The sequence below is a fragment of the Neptunomonas japonica JAMM 1380 genome, assembly GCF_016592555.1.
GTDB classification, from domain to species: Bacteria; Pseudomonadota; Gammaproteobacteria; order Pseudomonadales; family Balneatricaceae; genus Neptunomonas; species Neptunomonas japonica_A.
Map to the genome: position 1 here is coordinate 3,288,071 of NZ_AP014546.1, position 25,073 is coordinate 3,313,143.

Genomic DNA, 25,073 nt, shown 5'->3' on the forward strand with positions numbered 1-25,073 from the left:
ATGAAATACTTTAAATTACCGGACCTAGGCGAAGGGCTACCAGAAGCTGATATTCTCGAATGGCATGTAAGCGAGGGTGAGCATGTTAATGAAGATCAGCTATTGGTTTCTGTTGAAACAGCAAAGGCAGTCATTGATGTTCCCTCTCCTCAAACAGGAGTTATTGCTCACCTTTTTGGTGCTGAAGGCGACACAGTCCATACAGGAGAGCCTTTGGTCGAGTTTATTAGCGATGACAAGGAAGAAGATACAGGCACCGTTGTTGGCTCTCTCGTGACCGCAGAGACCGCCAGTCAGGAAGACAGCTTTATTATTGGAGCATCGCCCAGCTCTCTTGCTCATAGACAACAACGAGCGACCCCTGTAATACGAGCATTAGCTAACCGCTTAGATATTGATCTTGAAACCATTAAAGGCTCAGGCCAGCAAGGCACGATAAGTACCCACGATGTTGAGCACGCTGCTCGCTTTAACAAAGCTTTTGGGGCGCCAGAACGCTTAAAGGGTGTTCGTAAACATATGGCCATCAATATGAGCCAAGCGCACGCTCAAATAGTACCCGTTTCTCTTTTTGAAGATGCACACATTAGTCACTGGTCAGCTGAATCCGATATTACCATGCGCCTTATCCAAGCGATTGCAGCTGCGTGCCAGCAAGAACCTATTCTTAATAGCTGGTTTGATGGTCAGCAACTGACACTACGTCAGCACCAGCATATTGACCTCGGCGTGGCTGTTGATACTGATAAAGGCCTATTTGTACCTGTATTAAGGAATATTGCAGGACGCTCAGAAACAGCACTACGCGAAGGCCTTGATCAATTACGTAGTGATGTAGTCGCCAGGACTATTCCTGCTGCAGAACTACAGGGGGCAACAATCACATTAACCAACTTTGGCACCATGGCAGGTCGGTACGCTACTCCCATTATTGTACCGCCACAGGTAGCTATTATTGGTGCAGGTGTAATCCGAAATGAGGCCGTTGTACGTAACGGAAAAATAGACATTGGAAAAGTATTACCAATCTCTCTAACTTTTGATCATCGAGTTGCTACAGGGGGCGAAGCAGCTCGTTTTTTAAGTGTTTTCATACGTTCGTTAGAAGATAACTTAAAGTAAAATGAAACCAAGAGCTTAGACAAAAGGTCTAAAAATTAGCGAATATAAATGTAAAGTGTGAGCTACACTGAAAATATAGGTGCTTCAAAATAAAGCTTTTCTATTCAGCGCCTTGACCAGCTCGCCAGCAAACATAAGGGTGAATGTAATGGGTATCTTTGAGAATTATAAATCGCGCTATACCGCTACAATACAGGAAGAAATGTCTCTCACGGAGTATCTTGAGCTCTGCAAAACTGACCCTATGACATACGCCAGTGCCGCAGAAAGGATGCTAAAAGCGATAGGGGAACCTGAGCTAATTGATACCGCGAAAGACCCTCGTCTAAGCCGTATTTTTTCCAATAAGGTAATGAAACTCTATCCAGCATTTCATGAGTTTTATGGTACAGAAGACGCCATAGAAAATATTGTGTCTTACTTCCGTCATGCCGCTCAAGGACTTGAAGAGCGCAAACAGATTCTTTATCTATTAGGCCCTGTTGGTGGCGGTAAATCTTCACTTGCCGAACGCCTGAAACACCTAATGGAAAAGATTCCTTTCTATGCTATCAAAGGATCACCGGTATTTGAGTCACCGCTAGGGTTATTCAACCCTGAAGAAGATGCTGGGATTCTTGAAGAAGAATTTAATATCCCACACCGCTACTTAAAAGGCATCATGTCGCCTTGGGCGGTAAAACGATTACATGAGTATGGTGGGGATATATCAAAGTTCAAAGTAGTAAAACTATATCCATCTATTTTGAACCAGATTGCTATTGCGAAAACAGAGCCCGGTGATGAAAACAATCAAGATATTTCCTGCCTTGTGGGTAAAGTTGATATTCGTAAGCTAGAAGAGTTTCCACAACATGATCCAGATGCCTATAGCTTCTCGGGTGCACTTTGCCATGCAAACCAAGGGGTCATGGAGTTTGTTGAGATGTTTAAAGCACCCATAAAAGTGCTTCACCCACTCTTAACAGCGACTCAAGAAGGTAACTACAACAGTACTGAAGGAATGGGAGCCATCCCTTATGACGGTATTATCCTAGCCCACTCCAACGAATCCGAGTGGCAAACATTTAAAAATAATAAAACCAATGAGGCCTTTATTGACCGTGTTTATATTGTCAAAGTACCTTATTGCACTCGTATTTCTGAAGAGATAAAAATATACGAAAAGCTCTTAGAAAACAGTTCTCTACATGCAGCGCCTTGCGCTCCAGACACGTTAAATATGCTAGCGCAGTTTTCTGTACTGTCACGCATGAAAGAACCAGAGAACTCTAACCTTTATTCTAAAATGCGTGTTTATAACGGTGAAAACCTGAAAGACACTGACCCCAAAGCAAAATCAATGCAGGAATATAAAGACCTTGCGGGTGTCGATGAAGGAATGAAAGGCTTGTCTACCCGTTTTGCCTTCAAAATTCTTTCAAAAGTCTTCAACTTTGACCCTTCAGAAGTGGCCGCTAACCCGGTTCATCTAATGTATGTATTAGAGCGTGAGATAGAGCAACAGCAGTTTGCTCCTGAAGTTCAAGAAAAATATATTGGTTTCATTAAAGAATACATTGCACCCAAATATATCGAGCTTTTGGGTAAAGAGATTCAAACGGCCTACCTAGAGTCATACTCTGAGTACGGCCAAAATATTTTTGATCGATACGTCACCTATGCAGATTTCTGGATTCAGGACCAGGAATACCGCGACCCTGAAACAGGCGATATTCTTAACCGTCAGGCCATCAGCGAAGAACTAGAGAAGATAGAGAAACCTGCGGGCATTAGTAACCCGAAAGATTTCCGTCATGAGATTGTTAACTTCGTATTACGTGCTCGTGCCAGCAACGATGGTAACAACCCATCGTGGTCAAGCTATGAAAAAATGCGCTCCGTTATTGAGAAGAAAATGTTCTCCAATACTGAGGACTTACTACCCGTCATCTCTTTCAATGCGAAAGGCTCAAGTGATGAGCAGAACAAGCATGGCGAATTTGTGCAACGGATGACTGAACGAGGCTATACAGAGAAACAAGTACGCTTGTTATCTGAATGGTATATCCGCGTTAGAAAATCCCAGTAACAGAATTCGGTTTCTCGCCGAGAAGGAGTACGGAACATGAGTTACATCATTGATCGCCGTCTCAATAGTAAGAAGAAAAGTGCTGTCAATCGACAGCGCTTTCTTCGCCGATATAAAAAACAGATCAAGCACGCTGTTGAAGAATCGATCAAAAAACGTTCTATTCAAGACATGGATCGTGGGGGAGAAATTACTATCCCCCGCAAAGGCACCTCTGAACCCATGCTTCATCATGGACAAGGAGGCAAACAAACACGCGTCTATCCCGGTAATAAAGAATTCGACACCGGTGATGAGTTTCAACGCCCTCAAGGAGGCGGCGGGGGTGGCGCTGGCCAAGGGCAAGCCAGTAATCAAGGTGAAGGGGAAGATGACTTTTCTTTCTCTATCAACCAAGAAGAGTTTCTCGACTTTATGTTCGACGGGTTAGAACTCCCCTACTTGGTAAAAAAACAACTGATGGATACCACTCAGTTTGAAACCCACCGAGCAGGCTTCACACAAGCAGGTTCACCCGATAAGCTCAACATTGTCCGCTCTCTCAGAGCAGCACATGCACGACGCATTGCCCTTTCGGGCTCAGACAGAGATGAAATAAGAGAATTAAAAAAGCAATTATGGGCACTGGAAAAAGAATCTATCAGTGATGACAACAGTCAAAAAATACATGCTTTGCAAGAACAGATTAAAGCCCTGGACATCAATAAAAAGCGTATCCCGTTTATCGATGATTTTGATCTGCGCTACAACAATATTGTAAAAACACCTGTTCCTTCGAGCAAAGCCGTGATGTTTTGTATCATGGATGTTTCAGGTTCAATGACACAATCTATCAAAGAGATTGCTAAACGTTTCTTTATTCTTTTGTATCTATTTTTAACACGAAATTACAAGCAGATCGAAGTAGTTTTTGTACGACATCACACGCACGCGAAAGAAGTCGATGAAGAAGAGTTTTTCTACTCACGTGAAACCGGCGGTACGATTGTTTCTAGCGCTCTGGAACTCACCGCTGATATTCTTCAAGAACGCTACCCTCGTAGTGATTGGAATATTTACGTGGCTCAAGCCTCTGATGGTGATAACTGGGATGGCGACTCACAACGATGTAGCAAGCTTCTTAGCGAAAAAATATTACCACTGGTTCAATATTACGCCTATGTAGAAATAACCAATGGGCCACACCAGAACCTGTGGAATGAGTACCAAGAAATCCACCAGCAGCATCCTGAACAATTTGCCATGCAACATATTGAAGATGTAGCTGATATCTTTCCCGTTTTCCGTCGACTATTTGAGCGTAAAACGAAGGGGGCCGCATGAAAAAACAGCCTATTTCAACGGGTGCAGAATGGACCTTCGAACTTATTGAAGCATACGATCGAGAGATTAGCCGTATTGCAGCGGACTTCGGCTTAGATACCTACCCAAACCAAATTGAAGTGATTACATCTGAGCAGATGATGGACGCCTATGCCTCTGTTGGGATGCCTCTTAATTACCACCACTGGTCATATGGAAAGCAGTTTGTTGAAACCGAACAACGCTATAAACGTGGCCAGATGGGATTAGCATACGAAATTGTCATCAACTCCAACCCCTGCATCGCTTATTTGATGGAAGAGAACACCATGACTATGCAGGCGCTCGTTATTGCACACGCCTGTTACGGGCATAACTCTTTCTTTAAAGGTAACTATTTATTTCAAACATGGACTGACGCTTCAGCCATTGTAGACTATTTGGTATTTGCCAAGCGTTACATCGCACAATGCGAGGAACGCCATGGCATTGATGAAGTAGAATCACTTCTTGATGCCAGCCATGCCTTAATGAATTACGGCGTTAATCGTTACCTGCGCCCAAAACCATTAACAGCTGAAGAAGAAAAAGAACGCGTCAACGCTCGCGAAGAATATAACCAACGCCATATAAACCAGTTGTGGAATACCATCCCTAAAAAAGATGAAGACGATACTGCCACTCAACAAACACGTTACCCATCAGAGCCAGAAGAAAACATTCTCTACTTCATTGAAAAAAATGCTCCATTACTCGAACCCTGGCAACGGGAGATTGTGCGTATTGTACGCAAGATCGCACAATATTTTTACCCACAAAAACAAACCCAAGTAATGAATGAGGGTTGGGCCTGCTTTTGGCATCACACACTGCTACACCAGCTATATGATGAAGGCTTGGTAAATGATGGCTTTATGATGGAGTTCCTCCACTCTCATAGCAGTGTGGTCTACCAACCTTCCTTCGATAGCCCGCACTTCTCGGGAATAAACCCTTATACACTTGGCTATAATATGATGCAGGATATAAGGAGGATCTGCGAAACACCAACACCTGAAGACTATGAATGGTTTCCAGATATTGCCGGTAGTGACTGGAAAGTAACTCTCGACCATGCCATGCGTAACTTCAAAGATGAAAGTTTCATACAACAATTTTTATCGCCTCACCTTATCAGGGAACTAAAGCTTTTTTCCATCGTTGATGATTCAGAGCAACCCGTACTAAAAGTCTCTGCTATTCATAATGAAACGGGCTATCGAAAAATCCGTGAAGAACTTGCAGCGCAATACAACTTAGGAAATAGAGAGCCTAACATTCAAATATATGACGTTGATGTGCGTGGTAACCGCTCACTCACATTGCGACATTTCATACATAATAAACAACCACTCGGAGAAGACACTGAGGAGGTACTAAAGCATATCCATACGCTATGGGGGTTTGATGTCCACCTTGAATCAGTAACGCCCGAAAAAGGAACGGCAGCCAGTTTTCATTGTCCACCCAAAGAGAAGCTTGAGCTCTACTAACCCACCTCGCTATACTCAATTTATAAAGCACGTCCAAATACGGTAGCAGTACTCCTGCTACCGCTTACATTAACGTAAAAACAGAGAATAGATAATGGATTGCCTTTTTTGTAAAATAACTAATAAAGAAATTCCTGCAAAAATCATTTATGAAGATGAGCACGTTATTGCTTTTAATGATATTAACCCACAAGCTCCACTGCATTTTTTAGTCATTCCTAAAAAACATATCAGCACCCTAAATGACATCGAAGAAGCTGATCGCGAGCTGGTCGGACACATGTTAATGAGCGCCAGTAAAATTGCTAAAGATCAAGGTGTTGCAGAGGACGGCTATCGAACTGTGTTTAACTGTAATAGTCATGGCGGACAAACTGTTTATCATATTCATCTACATGTTCTCGCGGGAAAAGCTCTAGGCTGGCCTCCTTATCAAGCAGCCCTAAAACAACCTATTTAAATGTTTTCAAAGAAAAAAGTGAACAAAATATGAACAATTTCATTCATATTTCCTTCATTAAAATATGTATAGACTTCTCCTACCCCAAAAAATTAATGCGCAGGGAAGTCTGTCATGAAAAAGCAAATTTTTACTTTCACCGTTTCAGCTCTAGCTCTTGCAGTACTATCAGGCTGCTCGGCTACTAACAACTCTACTCAGGTGGATATTAAAGATTCTTCTGAGTACAAATCTCTTCAACAAGAACTAGCTTCAGTAAGAAACGCACAGGGCGATACTTCTCAGCTAGAATCTGAAATTGCACGCCTTACTCGTGAAAGCCAGACAACTAGTTTGCTACCACCAAATCCTAAAGCGGGTGAGTGTTATGCTCGTGTTGTTATCCCTGCTAAATACACTATGGCATCAGAAACTGTTCAAGTTCGTGCAGCAGGCCAGCGTATTGAAACAACAGCTCCTCAATACGGTTATGTTGAGCAGCGCGTCTTAGTAAAAGATGCTTACGAACGCCTTGAAGTTATTCCAGCGACTTACAAAAATGTAACAGAGACAATTGAAGTTGCTGAAGCATCAGAACAGTTAGTTCGTGTCCCTGCAAAATACAAAACAGTAACAGAAAAAATTCTTGTGCGTCCTGCGCACACTGAATGGAAAAAAGGCACAGGTCCTATCCAGAAAGTTGATGCTGGAACCGGCGAAATTATGTGTTTAGTTGAAGTACCAGCCGTATACAAAACAGTTACAAAAACAGTCATGATTGCACCTGAATCTGTTAAAACAGTTGCGGTACCTGGTAAAAGCCAGACAATTAGCCGTCGTGTAGTTGACCAGCCTGCAGCGACTCGTAAAATCGTTGTTCCAGCGGTATACAAGACTATTAAGGTTCGTAAACTAGCTAAAGCAGCACAGCAAACAGCTATTGCTATTCCTGCTGAGTACAAAACAGTTGAGAAACGCGCAAAAGTTAGCGATGCATATCTAGAATGGCGTTCTATTCTTTGCGAAACAAACACTCAGCCTAGCCTAATCCGTGACCTTCAGCGTGCTCTAAAAACTAAAGGTTATAACCCAGGTAAGATCGATGGTGTATTAGGCCGCGATACCATGGCTGCTGTTAACTCTTACCAAAAAGCTAAAGGCATGGCTTCTGGTCAGCTAACAATCAACACATTGAAATCATTAGGCGTTGCTATCTAAGCACGCTTAAGACTCCCCTTTTTAAAGCCCACATTAGTGGGCTTTTTTTATACACCGCTTATAAAACCCATCATATGTCATAGCTAATATCACTCCAATAATTCACTAAGTAGCCAAGCAGCAATCGTCCACATCATAACGCCCACCAACGCCTCCACCCAACGCCATACCGCGGGCTTTGCGAGCCAAGGAGACAACGCTTTTGCTAACAGTGTTAACAAAACAAACCACGAAAACGAAGCTAATATCGCTCCTATCCAAAAGCTATACTTTTCGCTTCCGGTAAATTGATTACCTAAGCTACCGAGCAGAACCACAGTATCCAAATACACATGTGGATTTAAGCAACTAACGGCCAGTGTTGTTATCAAGGCCGATTTCAAGCTACCTTTTGCTTGGCTTGCGGTTAACGCTGCTGGCATCAAAAATGCTTTAAAAGCGCAAAATCCATAACCAAACAAGAAAATAAAACCTCCTATCTGGATTACGGTAAGAGCATTGGGCCAATGTTGAATGACAACACCAGCACCCACCATTCCTAGGCTAATTAAGATCGCATCAACAAGAAAGCATGTAGCTGCCACAGGCCAATGGTGCTGGCGCTTTACGCCTTGAGCTAGCACAAAAGCATTCTGTGCTCCTAACGCGATGATTAATGCAGCTGCTGCCATATAACCTTTAGCTATGAAAAAAATCATGTTTTCACCCTGAACTAAGACTGGTAGATATGATGCGTGAGGAATAGAATCAATAAAAACTAATGATTTTAATATTTGATTAGAAATTCTTATGATTGATTATAAACAGCTTAAAGCGCTTTCTACTGTTATTGAAGAGCAAAACTTCGATAGAGCAGCATTACGCCTTCATATTACACAGTCAGCTGTTTCCCAACGTATTAAACAGTTAGAAGAAATGGTTGGGCAAACATTACTCGTTCGTTCGCATCCCATCACCCCTACACAAGCAGGGCAAGCATTACTAAAGCATTATCGTCAAATAGAAATATTGCAAAATGAAGTGATGTCAGAGCTTAATCCAGTATTACAGTCAGGGCACATTCGACTAGCCATTGCTGTTAATGCTGATAGCCTAGCCACTTGGTTTTTGCCCGCTGTTGACCCTATTTTAAAACAACATAATGTTCTACTTGACCTTAAAGTTGACGACCAAGACCAAACTCAACAATTGTTGCGTAGCGGAGAGGTCATGGGATGTATTACCTCTAGCTCATCGCCCTTACAAGGTTGTCACTGTATCCCTTTAGGTATTGCGGTGTACCGCTGTCTCGCCTCACCTGAATATACCAAACGCTACTTACCCAATGGCTGTGATAGAAGCAGCTTAATGCATGCACCTATTGTAGAATACAATCATAAAGACGCACTGCAACATCGTTATTTAAATCGTTTTTTTGATCTATCATCTGGTGACTACCCTACGCATCGAGTACCTTCATATAGCGCTTTTGTCGATATGACAATTAGAGGGTTTGCAGCAGGAATGATACCTGACCAACAAGCTACTCCTTATATAAAATCAGGCCAACTTATTGATATTAATCCAGGATATTATTTATCTGTGCCACTTTATTGGCATACCTGGAATCTTAAAACGCCTTTAGAGAACGAACTAACCAGCGCTCTATTAAAGCAAGGGACAATAGACTTAGACGCTTTTTCAAAACACCCAATACTAACATCACCATAATAATCATTAGACTTTATGATATAAGTCACCAAAACATTTGTTGCACCGCGTCATATTCATGACATTGTACTAAACTACACTACAAATACATTCTAGTACGTTACAACACTAGATAATCCTTGAGTTTAGGTAAATTGATCATGATTCTTAAAGAAAAGCCTCCTGTACATAACCAGCTTGAGTTTTTTATTGAGGAGGCTGTTAAAGCTCGCCCCATTCGCACCGCTGTTGTTCACCCGGTGGACCATAATGGCTTAATGGGAGCTATTGAAGCGGCCGAGCACAACTTAATTGTCCCCGTTTTAATTGGTCCTAAAAGTAAAATTTTAGCTGCCGCAGAAAAAGATAATTTAAACATTGCAGATTATGAAATTATTGATGTAGAGCACAGTCATGCCGCTGCAGAAAAAGCCTGTGAGCTTGCAAGACAAGCTAACGTCGAAGCGATTATGAAGGGTGACTTAGGGAGCTCAGAACTTATCAGCGCCGTTATTCACAAAACGAAGGGAATTCGTACTGAACGCCGCCTTAGTCATGTTTTTGTCTTTGATATCCCCAACTACCATAAGCCCTTAGTCATTACTGATGCGGCTATTAATGTGGTACCGAACTTAATGACCAAACGCGATATTGTGCAAAACTCTGTCGATTTTTGTCGTGCTCTGGGAATAACAGAACCTAAAGTAGCCCTGTTGGCCGCGGTAGAAAAAGTTAAAGCCTACATGCCAAGCACTATCGATGCCGCATGCCTTTGTAAAATGGCTGATCGAGGACAAATAACCAACGCTCTATTAGATGGACCATTGGCGTTTGATAATGCAATTTCCTTACAAGCAGCTATCGATAAGCACATCACATCTTCAGTTTCAGGTGATGCTGATATCCTCCTTGCTCCTGATCTAGAATCTGCCAATATGATTGCTAAACAGTTAATCTATCTGGCAGATGCAAAGTCAGCAGGTATTGCCTTGGGCGCCAAAGTGCCCATTATTTTGACTAGCCGTGCAGAGACTCCTTTAGGCCGTATGGCTTCCTGTGCATTGGCATCTCACATGGTTCATCATCCAGTATCGTAAGAATATAATATGCAAACAATTCTGACTATTAACGGCGGCTCCTCTAGCCTCAAGTGCTCTCTCTTCAAATCAGGAGAACATCAGGTCACCCCTATTTACCAGTTTAAACTGGGCAATATTATGGGTGAGCCTCGAATTACATTAACAGATGGCGGTGGTAATAAAATCACACCTCCAAAAGTTGATTTTAGTGATATAGAGAAAACCCAACGACATAAAGCATCACTCAGCGTCGTCTTAGATTGGCTTACGCAACAGGTACCCCATTTAAAGCTCACTGCTTTTGGGCACCGTGTGGTCCACGGTGGCGAGCAATATAGCACCCCTATTTTAATTGATAAGTATAAAGTAAATCAGTTAAAAGCTTTTATTCCACTTGCTCCCCTACACCAACCTTATAACTTATTACTCATTGAAGCGTGCCACACACTGGCTCCAGAACTACCACAAGTAGCTTGTTTCGATACCATGTTTCACGTAGGCCAGCCTGCCGTTGAGCGCCAATATGCGATTCCTCGTAAATTCACGCAGGAAGGCATACAGCGATACGGCTTTCATGGTTTGTCTTATGAGTATATTCAGATGAGTTTGGGCAACCTTTCTGAAGAAGCAAGAATAGCCAAAACTATTATTTGCCACCTTGGCGCGGGTGCCAGTATGTGTGCAGTCAAGCAGGGAAAAAGCATCGCCTCAACTATGGGCTTTACTGCTGTTGATGGTTTACCTATGGGTAGCCGGTGCGGAAACCTTGATCCAGGTGTTCTTCTATATCTGCAACGCCATCATAACATGGACACAGATGCACTCGAAAAGATGATTTATCAAGAAAGCGGCTGGCTGGGCGTCTCTGGCGTCTCTTCAGACATGCTAGCACTACATAATGCTCATACACCTGAAGCAGAAGAAGCGATTGATATGCTGGCTTATCGTATCGCACTAGAATTGGGCCGTCTTTCAGCTGCTCTAGAAGGGCTAGATCAAATCGTCTTTACCGGTGGTGTGGGCGAAAACGATGCGGATTTGCGTAAACGGATTTTAGATCGCAGCCAATGGTTAGGCGTTCAGCTAAATGATAAAGCCAATATCAACAACCTATCTACTATTAACGAAGAGTCCAGCAACGTTGTCGTTAGAGTTATACCGACAAATGAAGAAGCTATGATTGCTATTCACACAACTGAAGTCATCGGTAGCTAAAGCTAATAACGCAGTAACTAAAAATCAGCCCCCCTCTAGATTAAAGGAATAATCAGGGGGAGGTTATCAATGCTCATTGCCACCATAAATCCACATCGCTTCTGCCATTCCCGCCTTTTCAAAACCTAAGCTTTTATAAAAGCCTACTGCACTACAATCAGCTGTTAACATTTGCTGATGAAAACCTGCATACTTTGTTTGCATCGCTTCCATTAATTTTCGCCCAATTCCGCGGCCGTGATAAGTAGGATGAACCAACATATGAGGGTAATAAACAACCAAACAGCCATCTGAAATAGCATTAGCTAATCCAACTAACTTGCCATCAAGACGCGCTGTCACTAAAGCATCAGATTTACGTAACGCACGCATCAATAGATCAGGTTTTTCAGCAGAGGACCAATGATTCTCGCAGTACAGCTCCAGTACTTCATCTTGCCCAATCACATCATCCATACTTACATTAATCACCTTAACCTATCACTCCTGTAATTCAAGAATACATTTGAGTACATCAGCCAATGCTTTTCCCAGCACTTGGTGCTGATCTTCATCAAGATGTATTCCATCCACCCGACTCGCATCTGTTACATCTGCAGAATCATAGAAATAGACCTGCTGCTCTTCAGCAACAGCTTTTAAAGCCTTAGCCAAGCCAACACACTTAAGTTCGGCACCTTCAAACTTTGCTGAAACAGGCCCTTTAGGGACAAGCATTTTTGGTGGGGCAACTACTAAGATCTCAGGCACAGACATTCCAGGCTCTAACGGAGCCTGACGAATAATACTAATTAGCTTCGACATGCCTTGTGCAGACATCCAAGCATTATTGGTATGCATGACTTGAAAATCATTTGTACCCAGCACCAGCACAACCAATGACAAAGGAGCACTTATTTCAATAAGCTGAGCCAACCCTTCTGAGCCATCACGGCCTGCTTTAAAAGGATCACTCCATACAGTACGACGCCCATTAAGGCAGTTTTCGGTGACTCTAACGGCTACTCCATGGTCTTGAAGTTGATTTTCAAGCACGCCAGGCCAGCGCTTATCAAAAGAGAAACGCTTTCTGCTGTTAGGAATAATTCCCCAAGAAAGAGAATCACCATACACTAAAATATGCTTCATCATGCCACCCTTAACAGGTTAGCCAGTTCAGAGCTGTTATCGTTGCTTATCGGCTAAACTTGGCGCTGTCTTGCCGCTTCAAATAAACACACACCGGTTGCCACTGATACATTCAAGCTACTAACTTCACCCGCCATAGGGATTTTAACTAAAAAATCACATCCGTCACGCGTCAGCCGACGCATGCCCTTCCCTTCAGCGCCCATAACAAGTGCCATAGGCCCTGTCAGGTTTGCTTGATATACCATCTGCTTAGCTTCACCCGCCGTGCCTGTGATCCAAATACCTCTTTTCTGAAGCTCCTGTAAGGTGCGAGCAAGGTTAGTCACTTGAACATAAGGCATTACTTCAGCCGCACCGCACGCTACTTTTGAAACAGTTGCATTCAGCGGTGCCGATTTATCTTTAGGGGCGATAACCGCATGCACCCCCGCAGCATCCGCAGTACGTAAACAAGCACCCAAATTATGTGGGTCAGTTACGCCATCAAGCACCAATAAAAAGGGAGCCTCATCGAGCTTATCTAACAATTGATAAAGAAAACGCTCAGTCTTGGATTCAATAGGCTTACAAAAAGCAATAACGCCTTGATGGACACCTCCTTGAGCTAATTCATCGAGTTTGGGCCTTGATACACGCTCGACACTGATGTCCCCAGCGTCCTCAAGTAATTGGTTAAGGCGCTCATCTTCGCGCCCTTTAAGCAGCATGATGCGTTGGACTCGAAAAGCATCATATTTGAGTGTGGTCTTTACTGCATGAAAACCAAATACTAATTCAGACTGCATTATTTTTCTCATCTGCTTGATTATCTAATTTAAGCCAGTCAGCTGACTGCTCTTGAACCAAGGTCATTAGGGCCGCAATGAACGCCGGCGAGCTGTTTACTGCCGGAATATATTGGTATGACTCGCCGCCGGCCTTGTGAAAGACTTCTTTGTTTTCTTCAGCTATCTCTTCTAGTGTTTCAAGACAGTCTGCTGTAAAAGCAGGACAAACAACATCAACCGCTTTTACTTGTTTCTGAGCAAGGCTTTCCAAGGTTTTGTCAGTATATGGCTGTAACCATTGCGCCGGACCAAAGCGTGACTGAAAAGTTGTTACCCATTCGTTTTCAGAAAGACCTAGTGCTTTCGCTACCAATACAGATGTTTGGTGACATTGCTGCGGATAAGGGTCTCCTTTATCTGCATATTCCTTTGGAATACCATGATAAGACAGCATTAACTTTTCAGCGGGCTGCGCCGATTGACGAAATAAGCGAATACTTTGAGCCAAAGAATTGATGTATGCCGGATGATTATAGAATGACTTTACTATACGAATATCAAGTACTTCACGGCGACCTAACTGAAAGCGAGCCACCTGATCATAAATCGGTGCGGTAGTTGTTGCAGAATATTGTGGGTACATTGGAATAATTAACACCCGCTGGTAGCCATGGCCGGCCAATGATTCCAAACGCTCCTTTAAGCTTGGTGAGCCATAGGTCATTCCCGCAAATACGCAAGGTGCTGTTTCATAATTCTGTTGTAAGAGTAATTGCAGCTCGGTCACTTGCTCATTCAGAATCTTTCGCATTGGGGAATCATCTTCCCATATAGAGCGATATAACTTTGCTACCTTACGTGGCCGCAAGTTTAAAATAATAAAATTCAGAACAGCTAACCATGCAATACGTCTTAAGCCTTTCCCTTCGACAACACGAGAATCCGAAAGAAACTCACGAAGATAACGTTTTACCGCACTCGCTTCTGGTTTATCTGGCGTACCTAGGTTTGTCAGTATAACCGCTGTTTTTATTGAATCCGACATGTGGATTATCTGCTTAAAATTAAAAGCATCTATTATCCAGAAGAAGCGTCCAAAAACCCAGCACTGCTTTCACTGAACAGACTAAAATAAAAAAGCCGCATAAAGCGGCTTTTTTTTGAAAATTTGTAAGCTCATCTTGTACGACTATGCTAAGCCTGCAAATACACCGTCACGAATATCATCTACACTACCTACACCAGCAACATAAACATACTTAGGTGCGTTAGCTTCCTTCGCTTCAACCCAACCTTGATAGTATGAAATTAATGGTGCTGTCTGATCATGGTAAATTCGCAAACGATCACGCACTATGCTTTCAACATCATCAGCACGTTGTACTAGATCTTCTCCAGTAACGTCATCCTTACCTTCCACTTTTGGAGCGTTAAATACAAGGTGGTAAGTACGCCCTGATCCAGGATGAACACGACGACCGCTCATACGCTTAATAATTTCTTCATCAGCCACATCAATTTCCACAACAGCATCAATAATCACGCCAGCATCTTTCAATGCATCTGCTTGAGGAATAGTGCGTGGGAAACCATCAAACAAGAAACCGTTTTCACAATCCGCTTCACTAATACGCTCTTTTACCAGCCCAATGATCAGGTCATCAGAAACTAGCTCACCGGCATCCATTACTGCTTTGGCTTTAATACCTAAAGGCGTTCCTGCTTTTACAGCCGCCCGCAGCATGTCGCCAGTTGAGATCTGAGGAATACCGTACTTCTCGGTTATGTACTGCGCTTGAGTGCCTTTACCAGCGCCTGGTGCGCCAAGAAGAATAATACGCATTAAGGATGTCCCCTGCTCTAACTATTAAAAATGAATTTGTTTAGTGTATTCGATCAAACCATTTATAAGCGGTCTGCTTCGCTCTGTACGTTTTAAGCCCAACGCAACTTACACAATATTGGATATGAACCATACTGGGGCATAAGAATGCCGACAATTCGACATTAGCACTAGCACCGCTTCCAACTAATGGTGTAAACCGGCAATCATCTTGCTAAAAAACGTATATATTTCAAATACCGACACGCGAGAGTAAGCCAAAGTTGCCTTTGGCTCAAGCCCACATAAAAATTAACCCGTATTACGCATACCTGCAGATATACCCGCCATTGTTACCATCAAAGCATGCTCAAGGCGCTGATCTGGATGATTTCGATCACGATAAAGCAGCTCAGCCTGCAAAAAATGTAATGGGTCTATATAAGGATTTCGAACATCAATTGATTGCTGAATAACGGGGTTAGCTGCTAACAAACCTTCACTCTGTTTAATATCCAGTACCTTTTCGACTGCCACATTCATGCGATTTCGTAGGCTAGAACCTAACACTTTAAGCTCTTCAGAGACTAATCGAGATTCATAATACTCTGTCAATCGCGTATCACTTTTTGCCAACACCATTTCCAGCATATCGACGTAGGAACGAAAGAATGGCCATTTTTCATACATATCATGCAATAAAGGCAACTCATTATTACGCACCGCTGTTTCCAATGCTGTATCTGAACCTAACCACGCGGGTAACATAAGGCGAATCTGCGTCCAAGCAAAAATCCATGGAATAGCACGTAAGCTTTCAACACCGCCATCCGCTTTCCGTTTCGCCGGACGAGACCCCAAAGGTAACTTACTAAGCTCCTGCTCTGGTGTTACTGCGCGAAAGTAAGGTACGAATTGCGAATCATGGCGTACCACTGATCGATAGGCTTGTAGGCCTGTTTCAGCCATCTTCTCCATCTGATCACGCCAAACATTTTGCGGCAACGGCGCAGGAGAAAGCGTTGCAGCCAACACCGCTCCCGTATAAAGCTCCAAATTTCGAACCGCTAATTCTGGTACGCCAAACTTAAAACGAATCATCTCCCCTTGTTCAGTAACACGCAGGCTCCGATCTACAGAACCCGGAGGTTGTGCAAGTATCGCAGTGTGGCTAGGGCCACCACCACGCCCTACGGTACCTCCACGTCCATGAAAAAGTGTGAGGTGCACATCATGCTCTTGGCAAAGCTGTGTCAACGCTTCTTGCGCTTTAAACTGCCCCCAAGCAGCTGCCAGTTGCCCAGCATCTTTTGATGAGTCAGAGTAACCAATCATGACCTCTTGATGACCGTTCGTGTATTGTTTATACCAAGGCACAGATAACAAGGCATCGATACAGTCACGCGCGTTATCAAGATCATCTAATGTTTCAAACAATGGCACTACACGCATATCATGGCTAATACCCATTTCACGCAGTAACAAAATAACTGACAGTACATCCGAAGGCTGGCTTGCCATTGAAATCACATAAGAGCCTAACGAAGCTGGATCAGCTTCGGCAACAACTTTACAGGTATCTAAGACTTCACGTACTTCAAGAGATGGCTGCCAACCGTGAGGGATAAGAGGCCGTTTGCTCTGCAACTCTTTTAATAGAAATGCCTGTCGCCCTTCTTCTGTCCAATTGTTATATGAACCCAATCCATAAAACTGAGATATCTCTTCAAACACTTGAGCATGACGGTCTGAACTTTGTCGAATATCTAATCGAACAAGCGTCATACCAAAGCAGCCAATGCGCCTGATAATATCTTCAAGCGGCCCTTCAGCTATGATCTCCATTCCACATTCTACTAAAGAGCGGTGGCACAGCATTAAAGGATCAAGTAGTTGATCTGATGTGAGCATCGGACAGGTGTCATGACTATCAACACTGGGTTTGCCTAAGCGCTCTTTTATCCAATTTTTAGTGCACTCTAAAGAGTCCCGCACTGAACTCAACAAATGACGATACGGTTCAGCAGCATCGCCCACTTGTTCGCGTAACTCTTGATTACAGTTGTGCATTGATAATTCAGCACGCAGAGCATCTATATCTCTTATGTATAGGTCTGCAGCCATCCAACGAGAGAGCATCAGCACCTCTTCGGTCACAACGGCCGTAACATTAGGGTTACCGTCCCGGTCACCTCCCATCCAAGAAGAAAAACGTACAGGGGAGCAATCCAACGGCAAACCCTGCCCAAGAATAGCGCGGGTTTGACCATCTAAGCGCTTCAAAAATGTTGGGACTGCTTCCCATAACGAGTTTTCTATAACGGCGAACCCCCACTTAGCTTCATCTATGGGTGTAGGTCGAATTTTTCGAATTTCATCAGTGTGCCAAATCTGGCTAATCAATTCATTTAAACGATGCTGTTGAGATTCGCCGCGATCTAACCCTTGCAAGCAATCCGTAATGGAATCATATTTTTGAATTAAGGTACGGCGATTAACTTCAGTAGGGTGCGCGGTAAGCACTAAATCGACATGCATCTCTTGTAGTGTCTGCAAGATCTGCTTTTTGGGTAGGCCTTCTTTCTTTAATTTTTTAAGTAACTGTACATAAGAGTCAGTCGCTTCTAAATCACATATTTCCTGATGACGACGCACCCGGTGATGCTCTTCAGCGATATTTGCCAAATTAAGGAATTGTGTAAAAGCACGCGCAACAGGGAGCATTTCATCTTCACTCAGCCCCTTTAGTTCTGTCAGTAGATTTTCTCGATCACTTTCAGCACCGCTACGGCCTGCTTTAGCAAGCTTTCGAACGCGTTCAACTTTCTCAAGAAAGCCCTTACCGAGATGCTTCTCGATTGTCTGTCCAAGACTGCCACCCAGCATCCTAACATCATCGCGTAAGGCTTCATGCAGATCATTCATACCTAACTCCTTAGTGAAAATCCAATCACAGTCATCAGAGCATAGATATTATTTTAGCTTTGCACAAATCAGGCTTTAGTCGTCAGAGATGCGTTAATAAGAACTGCATAGATTATCTAATGTCATGATTGTTATACACTGGCCTAGCGAATAGCCTTATGCAACGAATCTAAAGCGGCTCTTGCTAACGCCTCATTCTCATACATAATAGGCACTACAACGCCCTCAGAAGGCGCTAACTGCAATTCAATACGAAAGTTCTCATCCATTTGAACACCCCTATCATAAAGAACTTCACTAGAAGTAATAGTTTGCATCGGGATGACGCGGTAATTATTAGCACTAACCAAGGCGACACTCTTGTTTGTTCTATCAACCACCAAACGCGGATCTCCTTTAAGATCTTCAGTGATATCAAAACCGCTGCTTTTTAAAATTCTGAGCTGTTCCTGACCTTTTTTGCCAATTCCAGTACCCTAAACCTGCCATCACAATGACAGCTAATACAACCCATGTCATTTTCATAGTCCTTTCTGCTTTGCCTCGTCCCAAAACTGATCCAGTTCATCCAAAGCATACTCATCCCAGGCTTTACCTGAGCTTTCTACACACGCCTCAACATGACTAAAGCGCCGCTCAAACTTCTGATTAGTCGAACGTAACGCTATTTCAGCTTTAACACCTAGGTGACGGGCCAAGTTAACCTGAGCAAAAATAACATCACCCATTTCATCAAGAATTTCATCTTGGTTACCTTGCTGAATCGCTTCACGTAGCTCAGCAATTTCTTCCTCTATTTTATCCAATACCAATAACGGATCATTCCAATCAAAACCTACCTGTGAAGCACGCTTTTGAAGCTTATCAGCGCGACTTAACGCCGGCAGCCCTTTAGGAACATCATCCAAAATGCGGGCTTTCTTTTTCCCAATACGTTCTTGCTGCTTAATATGCTCCCATGCAGCATTAACTTCTTCACCTGAAAGCGAGACTGAACCGGGCAGTGTGGTTAACTGCCCATCAGGAAACACATGTGGATGACGGCGGATAAGCTTAGTAACTAACTGATTAACCACTGAGTTAAACTCAAATAAGGACTGCTCTTTACCAAGCTGGCTATAAAAGATAACTTGGAATAATAGATCACCTAATTCATCTTCTAAATGCGCCCAGTCTTTACGCTCAATGGTGTCAGCTACCTCATACGCTTCTTCCAACGTATGAGGAACAATCGAGCCAAAATCTTGCTTAAGATCCCAGGGACAACCATGCTTTGGATCACGAAGCCGCTCCATTAAATAGATCAAGTCCGGCAATGCATAAGTGTGATTCATTGAGAAAAGCCATTTCGTTGACGGTGTACATCAACCACATTAGGTAACTGGTTAATTTTATCCATAAGACGTCCCAACAATTCCAAGCGTGAGATCTCAACAGTAAGCGAAAGGCGTGCAACATTACTGTTTTTATCCGTTAAGGTATTAGCCGATAATATATTGAGATTTTCATTCGCTAATACCATCATAACGTCGTGCAGTAAGCCCGAACGATCATAGGCTTCAATGTTAATATCAACGGGGTAGGTCGTTTCATTACCTTCATCCCAATCAACAGCTACCACACGCTCAGCTTCGTTCTCTCGTAAGCTTAGAAGATTTGTACAATCCTCACGGTGAATTGACACACCTCTTCCTTGGGTAATAAAACCGACAATCAAGTCGCCAGGCACGGGCTTACAGCATGAAGCGATCGTCGTTAGCAGGTTACCTACACCGAGAATACGTATCCCTGCTTCGGTTGTTCTCTTTTGCTTTTCTCTAGAAGTAGCTGGCAATGCTAAATCTAATTGTTCATCATGAGAGCTTGTTTCTACCTGCCTCTGAGCTGCGTTCAATATTTGAGATAAACGAATATCTCCTGCACCGAGCGCAGAAAAAACATCTTCTGATGACTTATAATTCACTTCCTGAGCAAGGAGCCTCATATCAACTTCATTCATTGAAATGGCCAAACGCTTGAACTCCCGCTCAACCATATGGCGACCGGCTTCCTCATTCTTATCTCTATCTTGCAGCTTAAACCAGTGTGCTACTTTGGCGCGTGCTCTAGATGTTGTTAAATAACCAATATTGGTGTTCAGCCAGTCTCGTCGTGGCTGCTCTTCTTTACCAGTCAATATCTCTACTTGATCTCCCGTTTTCAAAGGCTTATTCAAGGAGATAATACGGCCATTTACCTTTGCACCACGACAACGATGCCCTATTTCAGTATGTACCCGATAAGCAAAATCCAAGGGGGTTGAGCCCAACGGCATATCAATCACATGCCCTCCAGGCGTGAACACATAGAGCCGATCTTGAACAACATCACCTCGTAAAATATCACCAAAACCTTCAGTATCACCAAGATCCTCATGCCACTCTAATACCTGCCTTAGCCATGCAATCTTATCTTCATAAGCATCACTTTTAGAGTGCGTATCTGTACCTTTATAAAGATGATGAGCACACACGCCTAATTCAGCCTCTTCATGCATCTCAGGAGTGCGAATTTGTATTTCCAGCACCTTACCTTCGGGTCCAAATACCGCGGTATGCAAAGACCTATAACCATTAGGCTTTGGCGATGCTATATAATCATCAAACTCATGCGGTATATTTCGCCATAAACCATGCACAATACCCAGTGCGGTATAACAGTCTCTAATTTCAGGCACTAATATACGAACAGCACGCACATCATAGACTTGGCTAAACTCAATATTCTTGCGCTGCATCTTTCTCCAGATGCTATAGATGTGTTTAGCTCGCCCATTTACATCTGCATCAATTTTCTGAGCACCAAGATCTCTTTTTAAAGTACTCACAACGGTCTCGATGAAGTCCTGGCGATCCAGACGCTTCTCATCAAGAAGCTGAGCAACATGCTTATAGTCATTTGGTTTTAAATAACGAAAGGAGAGATCTTCCAATTCCCATTTGATATGCCCAATGCCCAAGCGATGAGCAAGAGGTGCGTAGATATCAAATACTTCACGAGCAACAAGGAAACGTTTTCTACGTGAAGATTCTTTAACGCCACGAATAGCACTCGTACGTTCGGCAATCTTAATAAGTGCAACACGCACATCATCAATCATAGCCACCAGCATCTTACGCACGGTGTCAATTTGGCGTGCATTAGCGCCTAAAACAGTATGCTCTACACGCGGGTTAGCTCGGCTACCAATAGCCGCCATCTGTAAAACGCCATGAATTAATGAGCCGATAACAGGGCCAAATTGATTCTTAACCGTATCGAGCTTTAGTTTGTCCTCACGAACACTTCGATACAAAATTGCAGCAATAATAGATTCTTCATCTTGCTGCAATTCAGCCATGATTTGAGCCATTTCAAGGCCCGTAAGATAACTATTATTGGATGTTATTTCTGCCTGATCATGAACTTGTTTTGCAATATCGCAGGCAAGTCTCACCTGCTCCATATCTTCAATTTCTACTTGCTGCTCCAAACGCCACAGCCACAAATCAAGATCAACAGTTCCATCATCATGAATGGGATGATCATCACGCACTTTAACCATGGCTAATTGCCACTCCTCTAGTCACGACTCTGCCGCCTTGAGTGCGGTTCTTTTTCTTATTTCACAGTACGGAAAAACAAAACTCGATAGCACACGGGTTTTCTGTCACTGTGAAGAGTCGAATATTCTATTCATAAGACATAAAATAATAAGCAAGTTCCATGCTTTTTCAGCTTGCTCTATACACGATTATGAAAAAAGCCGCTGTTGCGGCTCTTTCATTATAGGTTATATGGGGTCAAACACCCCGGTTGACAAGTACCTATCACCACGATCGCAAATTATACAAACAATAACCGCATTTTCGACCTGTTCGCTGAGCTGTATTGCACCAGCGACCGCACCACCGGATGAGACTCCACAAAAAATACCTTCTTGAGTCGCTAAATCTCGCATCGTGACTTCAGCATCTTGCTGTGAAATATCCAATACTTGATCAACGCGTGTTTCATCATAAATGCTCGGTAAATACTCTTTAGGCCAGCGACGAATGCCTGGAATTTGAGAGCCATCCTCAGGCTGTAAACCAACGATATTCACTAAAGAATTTTTCTCTTTTAGAAAACGTGAAGTACCCATGATTGTGCCGGTGGTGCCCATTGAGCTTACAAAGTGAGTAATACGTCCTTGAGTTTGCTCCCACAGCTCGGGCCCTGTCCCTGTATAATGCGCTACTGGATTATCCTGATTTGCAAACTGATCTAATACCGTACCTTGTCCATTTTTCTGCATATCCAAAGCGAGATCACGGGCAAACTCCATGCCTTGCTCTTTTGTTACTGATATAAGCTCAGCACCATATGCTGTCATCGCCGTTTTGCGCTCCATGCTCATATTATCGGGCATGATAAGCACCATTTTATAGCCCTTAATAGCAGCGGCCATCGCTAAAGCAATGCCGGTATTACCCGACGTAGCTTCAATTAGCGTATCACCCGGCTTAATATCGCCGCGCTGCTCTGCAAGCTCAATCATACTTAACGCGGGACGGTCTTTAACCGAGCCTGCGGGGTTATTACCTTCGAGCTTACAAAGAATCACATTACCACGCGAATTACCGCCAAGGCGTTGTAAACGAACCAATGGGGTTTTTCCTACATAGTCAGCTATTGTGGGAAACTCTGTACTCATTTTAATTTACCTGCCCGCGTCTTAAAACAAAATGGACTAAAAACCCAAGAAATTATTACTTAAAATTCTACTAAGGAATAATAAAGCCGGCTAAAACAGGAGTCAAATAATTGAATTCTAATACAACAGTAGATGATAGAAACAGAAGCTGTACTTACATCAAAGGTAGCTTCAATTAATTTATATTAGCAGGCATAAAAAAGCAGCGTACAACGCTGCTCAGTTTACATATATCTATAACGTTAGTGAATAACAACCCCATCTCCTTCGTATATGCCATTTACATCATAGTAATTATATTTACCCGGAGCTACTTCAACTAAGCGAAAACATTTCTCACGCCCTTCTCTCACCCCTTCCCATTGGGTGCAAACAGTATTACCGGATATTCTCCACTGCCCTGCATGATCCCCCTTTCCCCACTCAACAATGCCCGTTCCATTTGGCTCATATTCCGATGTTCCAGTATATCCTTTAGGCGTGCTCCAGCGCATTTCCAAACTTTGACTGTATAGATTGATTAGTTGTTGATTTGTTAAGGCGGGTTGGATCATTTCGCTTTGCTTTTTAGGTTGGGTTTGACAGCCAATTACTACAAAAGCAGTGGCCACCATTAATATTGCTATCCCTATTTTTTTCATCGTCCTACCCTCAACTGATACTAATAGAAGGTTCAATATCCTGACGCACTCCATCAGAATGTATGAATTGATTGATTTTATTCTGATAACGGATTGCCAATACTGGTCACACAAATCGTCCTCCTTACACAAGCGCGACCGAATACGTTTACTGAATCAACCTCATTAGTAGACACCCATGTAAATGCTTAATCACTATAAAACAACTTAAAAACAACTTAAAAAATAGAAACATTTGTAGGAATGAGAGCCATTGTTAATGGGTTTCTAACTTATTCAAAGCGCGAGATAAAGAAAAACCCAACGGCTGACTAAGTTCTCGCGCTCGCACTTTAAGCTGTTTGGCTGACTGAGTATCAATACTCGTACCCGCGAAAATCAACCAATTACCACTTTGAGTTGCACAACTACGTATATCAGGAAACAATTCACGTAACGTATCGATAGTGGCTTCGCCTTGATGATCACGCCAGCAATTTAACACCAACCAGCCACCGGATTTTAATCGATAATAGCACTCATGTATAAAATCAGGCCGCAGCTGCTGTTCATCCAACCCATCAGCGCCATAAATATCACTAAAAATGATATCTGCTTTTTTACTTTCAACGCATTGCAAAAAGTCTTGTGCATCCATCTGATGCAAAAGCAGTCTTTTACTCCGTGGTAATTGGAAGTACTTATAAGCAGCGTCTATGACACCTGCACGCAGCTCAACGACCTCTTGCTTTAACGAGGGGAAATTAAAATGTAGGCAGCTATTCAAACTTCCTGCACCTAACCCAAGACTTATACACCGCTTGGGCTCACAGAATAATAAAACTAACAGCATCGCACGTACATATTCGTGCTGCGGGATATGGGGCTCGCTTTTTAGCCAGCAGCTTTGCTCATCAACATCGCCAAAAGAAAGGTAACGCTTATTGCCGTCATCTAAAACCCGTATAACACCAAATTCATCGTAGCCACGATAAATCTCTTTTCCGGGAATCGACATGAAACATCCTTAAATAAGTTAAAAAGTAGAAACAATGCTGGGGGGTGTTATTTCAAGAAACAAGCAAGTCTGTTTTTGCTGCACAAATCAGATCATTGCGGTGTAAACCCTTAATTTTATGTGTCCACCATGTCACCGTCACTTTTCCCCACTCAGTTAAAACAGCAGGATGGTGTGATTCTGCTTCTGCAAGGTCAGCTATTTTTTGCGAGAACGCCATCGCATCAACAAAATTTCCAAATGCAAAACTTCGCTCCAATTGAAGGATGTTGTTACGTGTTTCTATGCACCATTCAGGTATTTGCGGCATAAACTCTTGCAACTCTTCTTGTGTAACCAAAGGAGCTCCGGCACGACAAGCCTCACAATGTAAACTAGCCAGCTTACTCATATCATGCATCCTTAAAAT

The 25,073-nt window shown here is 43.0% G+C and carries 23 protein-coding genes; 9 read left to right on the top strand and 14 right to left on the bottom strand.

Translation table 11 applies throughout. The features are described from left to right. The 6 genes from NEJAP_RS15460 to NEJAP_RS15485 all read left to right on the top strand — a co-directional run bounded on the left by NEJAP_RS15460 (window position 1) and on the right by NEJAP_RS15485 (window position 7,684). Entirely contained in the window at window positions 1-1,122 is a 1,122-nt protein-coding gene (locus NEJAP_RS15460) for a dihydrolipoamide acetyltransferase family protein (RefSeq protein ID WP_201348077.1), read from the top strand. Between the two features lie 148 nt (window positions 1,123-1,270). Then, entirely contained in the window at window positions 1,271-3,193 is a 1,923-nt protein-coding gene (locus tag NEJAP_RS15465; RefSeq protein ID WP_201348078.1) for a PrkA family serine protein kinase, read from the top strand. Window positions 3,194-3,229: 36 nt separating this feature from the next. Beyond that, window positions 3,230-4,516, top strand: a complete 1,287-nt coding sequence (locus tag NEJAP_RS15470; RefSeq protein WP_201348079.1) for a YeaH/YhbH family protein — start codon at window positions 3,230-3,232, stop codon at window positions 4,514-4,516. Further along, window positions 4,513-6,027, top strand: coding sequence for a SpoVR family protein (locus NEJAP_RS15475; protein WP_201348080.1), 1,515 nt, complete (start codon window positions 4,513-4,515; stop codon window positions 6,025-6,027). The genes NEJAP_RS15470 and NEJAP_RS15475 overlap by 4 nt, the downstream gene beginning before the upstream one ends. 94 nt (window positions 6,028-6,121) lie before the next feature. Continuing rightward, on the top strand, window positions 6,122-6,487 hold the full coding sequence (locus tag NEJAP_RS15480) for a histidine triad nucleotide-binding protein (RefSeq protein WP_201348081.1): 366 nt from the start codon (window positions 6,122-6,124) through the stop codon (window positions 6,485-6,487). A gap of 114 nt (window positions 6,488-6,601) precedes the next feature. Then, complete coding sequence (locus NEJAP_RS15485) at window positions 6,602-7,684, top strand: peptidoglycan-binding domain-containing protein (RefSeq protein ID WP_201348082.1); 1,083 nt, start codon at window positions 6,602-6,604, stop codon at window positions 7,682-7,684. An 89-nt stretch (window positions 7,685-7,773) separates the two neighbouring features. On the opposite strand, the gene NEJAP_RS15490 is transcribed toward NEJAP_RS15485, so the two are convergent. Beyond that, window positions 7,774-8,382, bottom strand: a complete 609-nt coding sequence (locus NEJAP_RS15490) for a LysE/ArgO family amino acid transporter (RefSeq protein ID WP_201348083.1) — start codon at window positions 8,380-8,382, stop codon at window positions 7,774-7,776. Window positions 8,383-8,473: 91 nt separating this feature from the next. Between NEJAP_RS15490 and NEJAP_RS15495 the strand changes: the two genes are divergently transcribed. From NEJAP_RS15495 to NEJAP_RS15505, 3 genes are all read left to right on the top strand, one after another. Beyond that, on the top strand, window positions 8,474-9,394 hold the full coding sequence (locus tag NEJAP_RS15495; protein ID WP_201348084.1) for a LysR family transcriptional regulator ArgP: 921 nt from the start codon (window positions 8,474-8,476) through the stop codon (window positions 9,392-9,394). Between the two features lie 140 nt (window positions 9,395-9,534). After that, window positions 9,535-10,470 carry a bifunctional enoyl-CoA hydratase/phosphate acetyltransferase gene (locus NEJAP_RS15500; protein WP_028470306.1) on the top strand — a complete coding sequence of 312 codons (936 nt, stop codon included), beginning with the start codon at window positions 9,535-9,537 and terminating at the stop codon, window positions 10,468-10,470. A 9-nt stretch (window positions 10,471-10,479) separates the two neighbouring features. Continuing rightward, a complete protein-coding gene (locus NEJAP_RS15505) occupies window positions 10,480-11,667 on the top strand; it encodes an acetate/propionate family kinase (protein WP_201348085.1) in 1,188 nt (395 codons plus the stop codon). Window positions 11,668-11,733: 66 nt separating this feature from the next. Here NEJAP_RS15505 and NEJAP_RS15510 read toward each other — a convergent pair whose 3' ends face one another. The 13 genes from NEJAP_RS15510 to NEJAP_RS15570 all read right to left on the bottom strand — a co-directional run bounded on the left by NEJAP_RS15510 (window position 11,734) and on the right by NEJAP_RS15570 (window position 25,055). Next, window positions 11,734-12,138, bottom strand: a complete 405-nt coding sequence (locus NEJAP_RS15510; RefSeq protein ID WP_236590960.1) for a GNAT family N-acetyltransferase — start codon at window positions 12,136-12,138, stop codon at window positions 11,734-11,736. Between the two features lie 9 nt (window positions 12,139-12,147). Beyond that, on the bottom strand, window positions 12,148-12,795 hold the full coding sequence (locus NEJAP_RS15515; protein ID WP_201348086.1) for an SGNH/GDSL hydrolase family protein: 648 nt from the start codon (window positions 12,793-12,795) through the stop codon (window positions 12,148-12,150). Between the two features lie 53 nt (window positions 12,796-12,848). Beyond that, the gene (gene rlmB / locus NEJAP_RS15520; RefSeq protein WP_201348087.1) at window positions 12,849-13,583 is read right to left on the bottom strand and encodes a 23S rRNA (guanosine(2251)-2'-O)-methyltransferase RlmB; all 735 of its coding nucleotides are present in this window, start codon (window positions 13,581-13,583) and stop codon (window positions 12,849-12,851) included. Beyond that, complete coding sequence (gene hemH / locus NEJAP_RS15525) at window positions 13,573-14,610, bottom strand: ferrochelatase (RefSeq protein ID WP_201348088.1); 1,038 nt, start codon at window positions 14,608-14,610, stop codon at window positions 13,573-13,575. Before hemH ends, rlmB begins: the two co-directional genes overlap by 11 nt. Before the next feature lie 144 nt (window positions 14,611-14,754). Beyond that, the gene (adk, locus tag NEJAP_RS15530) at window positions 14,755-15,408 is read right to left on the bottom strand and encodes an adenylate kinase (protein ID WP_201348089.1); all 654 of its coding nucleotides are present in this window, start codon (window positions 15,406-15,408) and stop codon (window positions 14,755-14,757) included. Between the two features lie 291 nt (window positions 15,409-15,699). Next, window positions 15,700-18,312: a phosphoenolpyruvate carboxylase gene (gene ppc / locus NEJAP_RS15535; protein ID WP_201348090.1), complete on the bottom strand. Its 2,613-nt coding sequence runs from the start codon at window positions 18,310-18,312 to the stop codon at window positions 15,700-15,702. Window positions 18,313-18,455: 143 nt separating this feature from the next. Then, complete coding sequence (locus NEJAP_RS15540; protein ID WP_201348091.1) at window positions 18,456-18,692, bottom strand: hypothetical protein; 237 nt, start codon at window positions 18,690-18,692, stop codon at window positions 18,456-18,458. Window positions 18,693-18,833: 141 nt separating this feature from the next. Continuing rightward, window positions 18,834-19,646: a nucleoside triphosphate pyrophosphohydrolase gene (gene mazG / locus NEJAP_RS15545; protein ID WP_201348092.1), complete on the bottom strand. Its 813-nt coding sequence runs from the start codon at window positions 19,644-19,646 to the stop codon at window positions 18,834-18,836. Beyond that, window positions 19,643-21,895, bottom strand: coding sequence for a GTP diphosphokinase (gene relA / locus NEJAP_RS15550; protein ID WP_201348093.1), 2,253 nt, complete (start codon window positions 21,893-21,895; stop codon window positions 19,643-19,645). Before relA ends, mazG begins: the two co-directional genes overlap by 4 nt. Window positions 21,896-22,123: 228 nt before the next feature. Continuing rightward, on the bottom strand, window positions 22,124-23,026 hold the full coding sequence (gene cysM / locus NEJAP_RS15555; RefSeq protein WP_201348094.1) for a cysteine synthase CysM: 903 nt from the start codon (window positions 23,024-23,026) through the stop codon (window positions 22,124-22,126). A gap of 242 nt (window positions 23,027-23,268) precedes the next feature. Further along, window positions 23,269-23,667: a hypothetical protein gene (locus tag NEJAP_RS15560; RefSeq protein WP_201348095.1), complete on the bottom strand. Its 399-nt coding sequence runs from the start codon at window positions 23,665-23,667 to the stop codon at window positions 23,269-23,271. 256 nt (window positions 23,668-23,923) lie between these two features. Further along, window positions 23,924-24,664, bottom strand: a complete 741-nt coding sequence (locus tag NEJAP_RS15565; protein ID WP_201348096.1) for a spermidine synthase — start codon at window positions 24,662-24,664, stop codon at window positions 23,924-23,926. A 52-nt stretch (window positions 24,665-24,716) separates the two neighbouring features. Then, window positions 24,717-25,055, bottom strand: a complete 339-nt coding sequence (locus NEJAP_RS15570) for a 4a-hydroxytetrahydrobiopterin dehydratase (RefSeq protein WP_201348097.1) — start codon at window positions 25,053-25,055, stop codon at window positions 24,717-24,719. Window positions 25,056-25,073 lie beyond the last annotated feature (18 nt).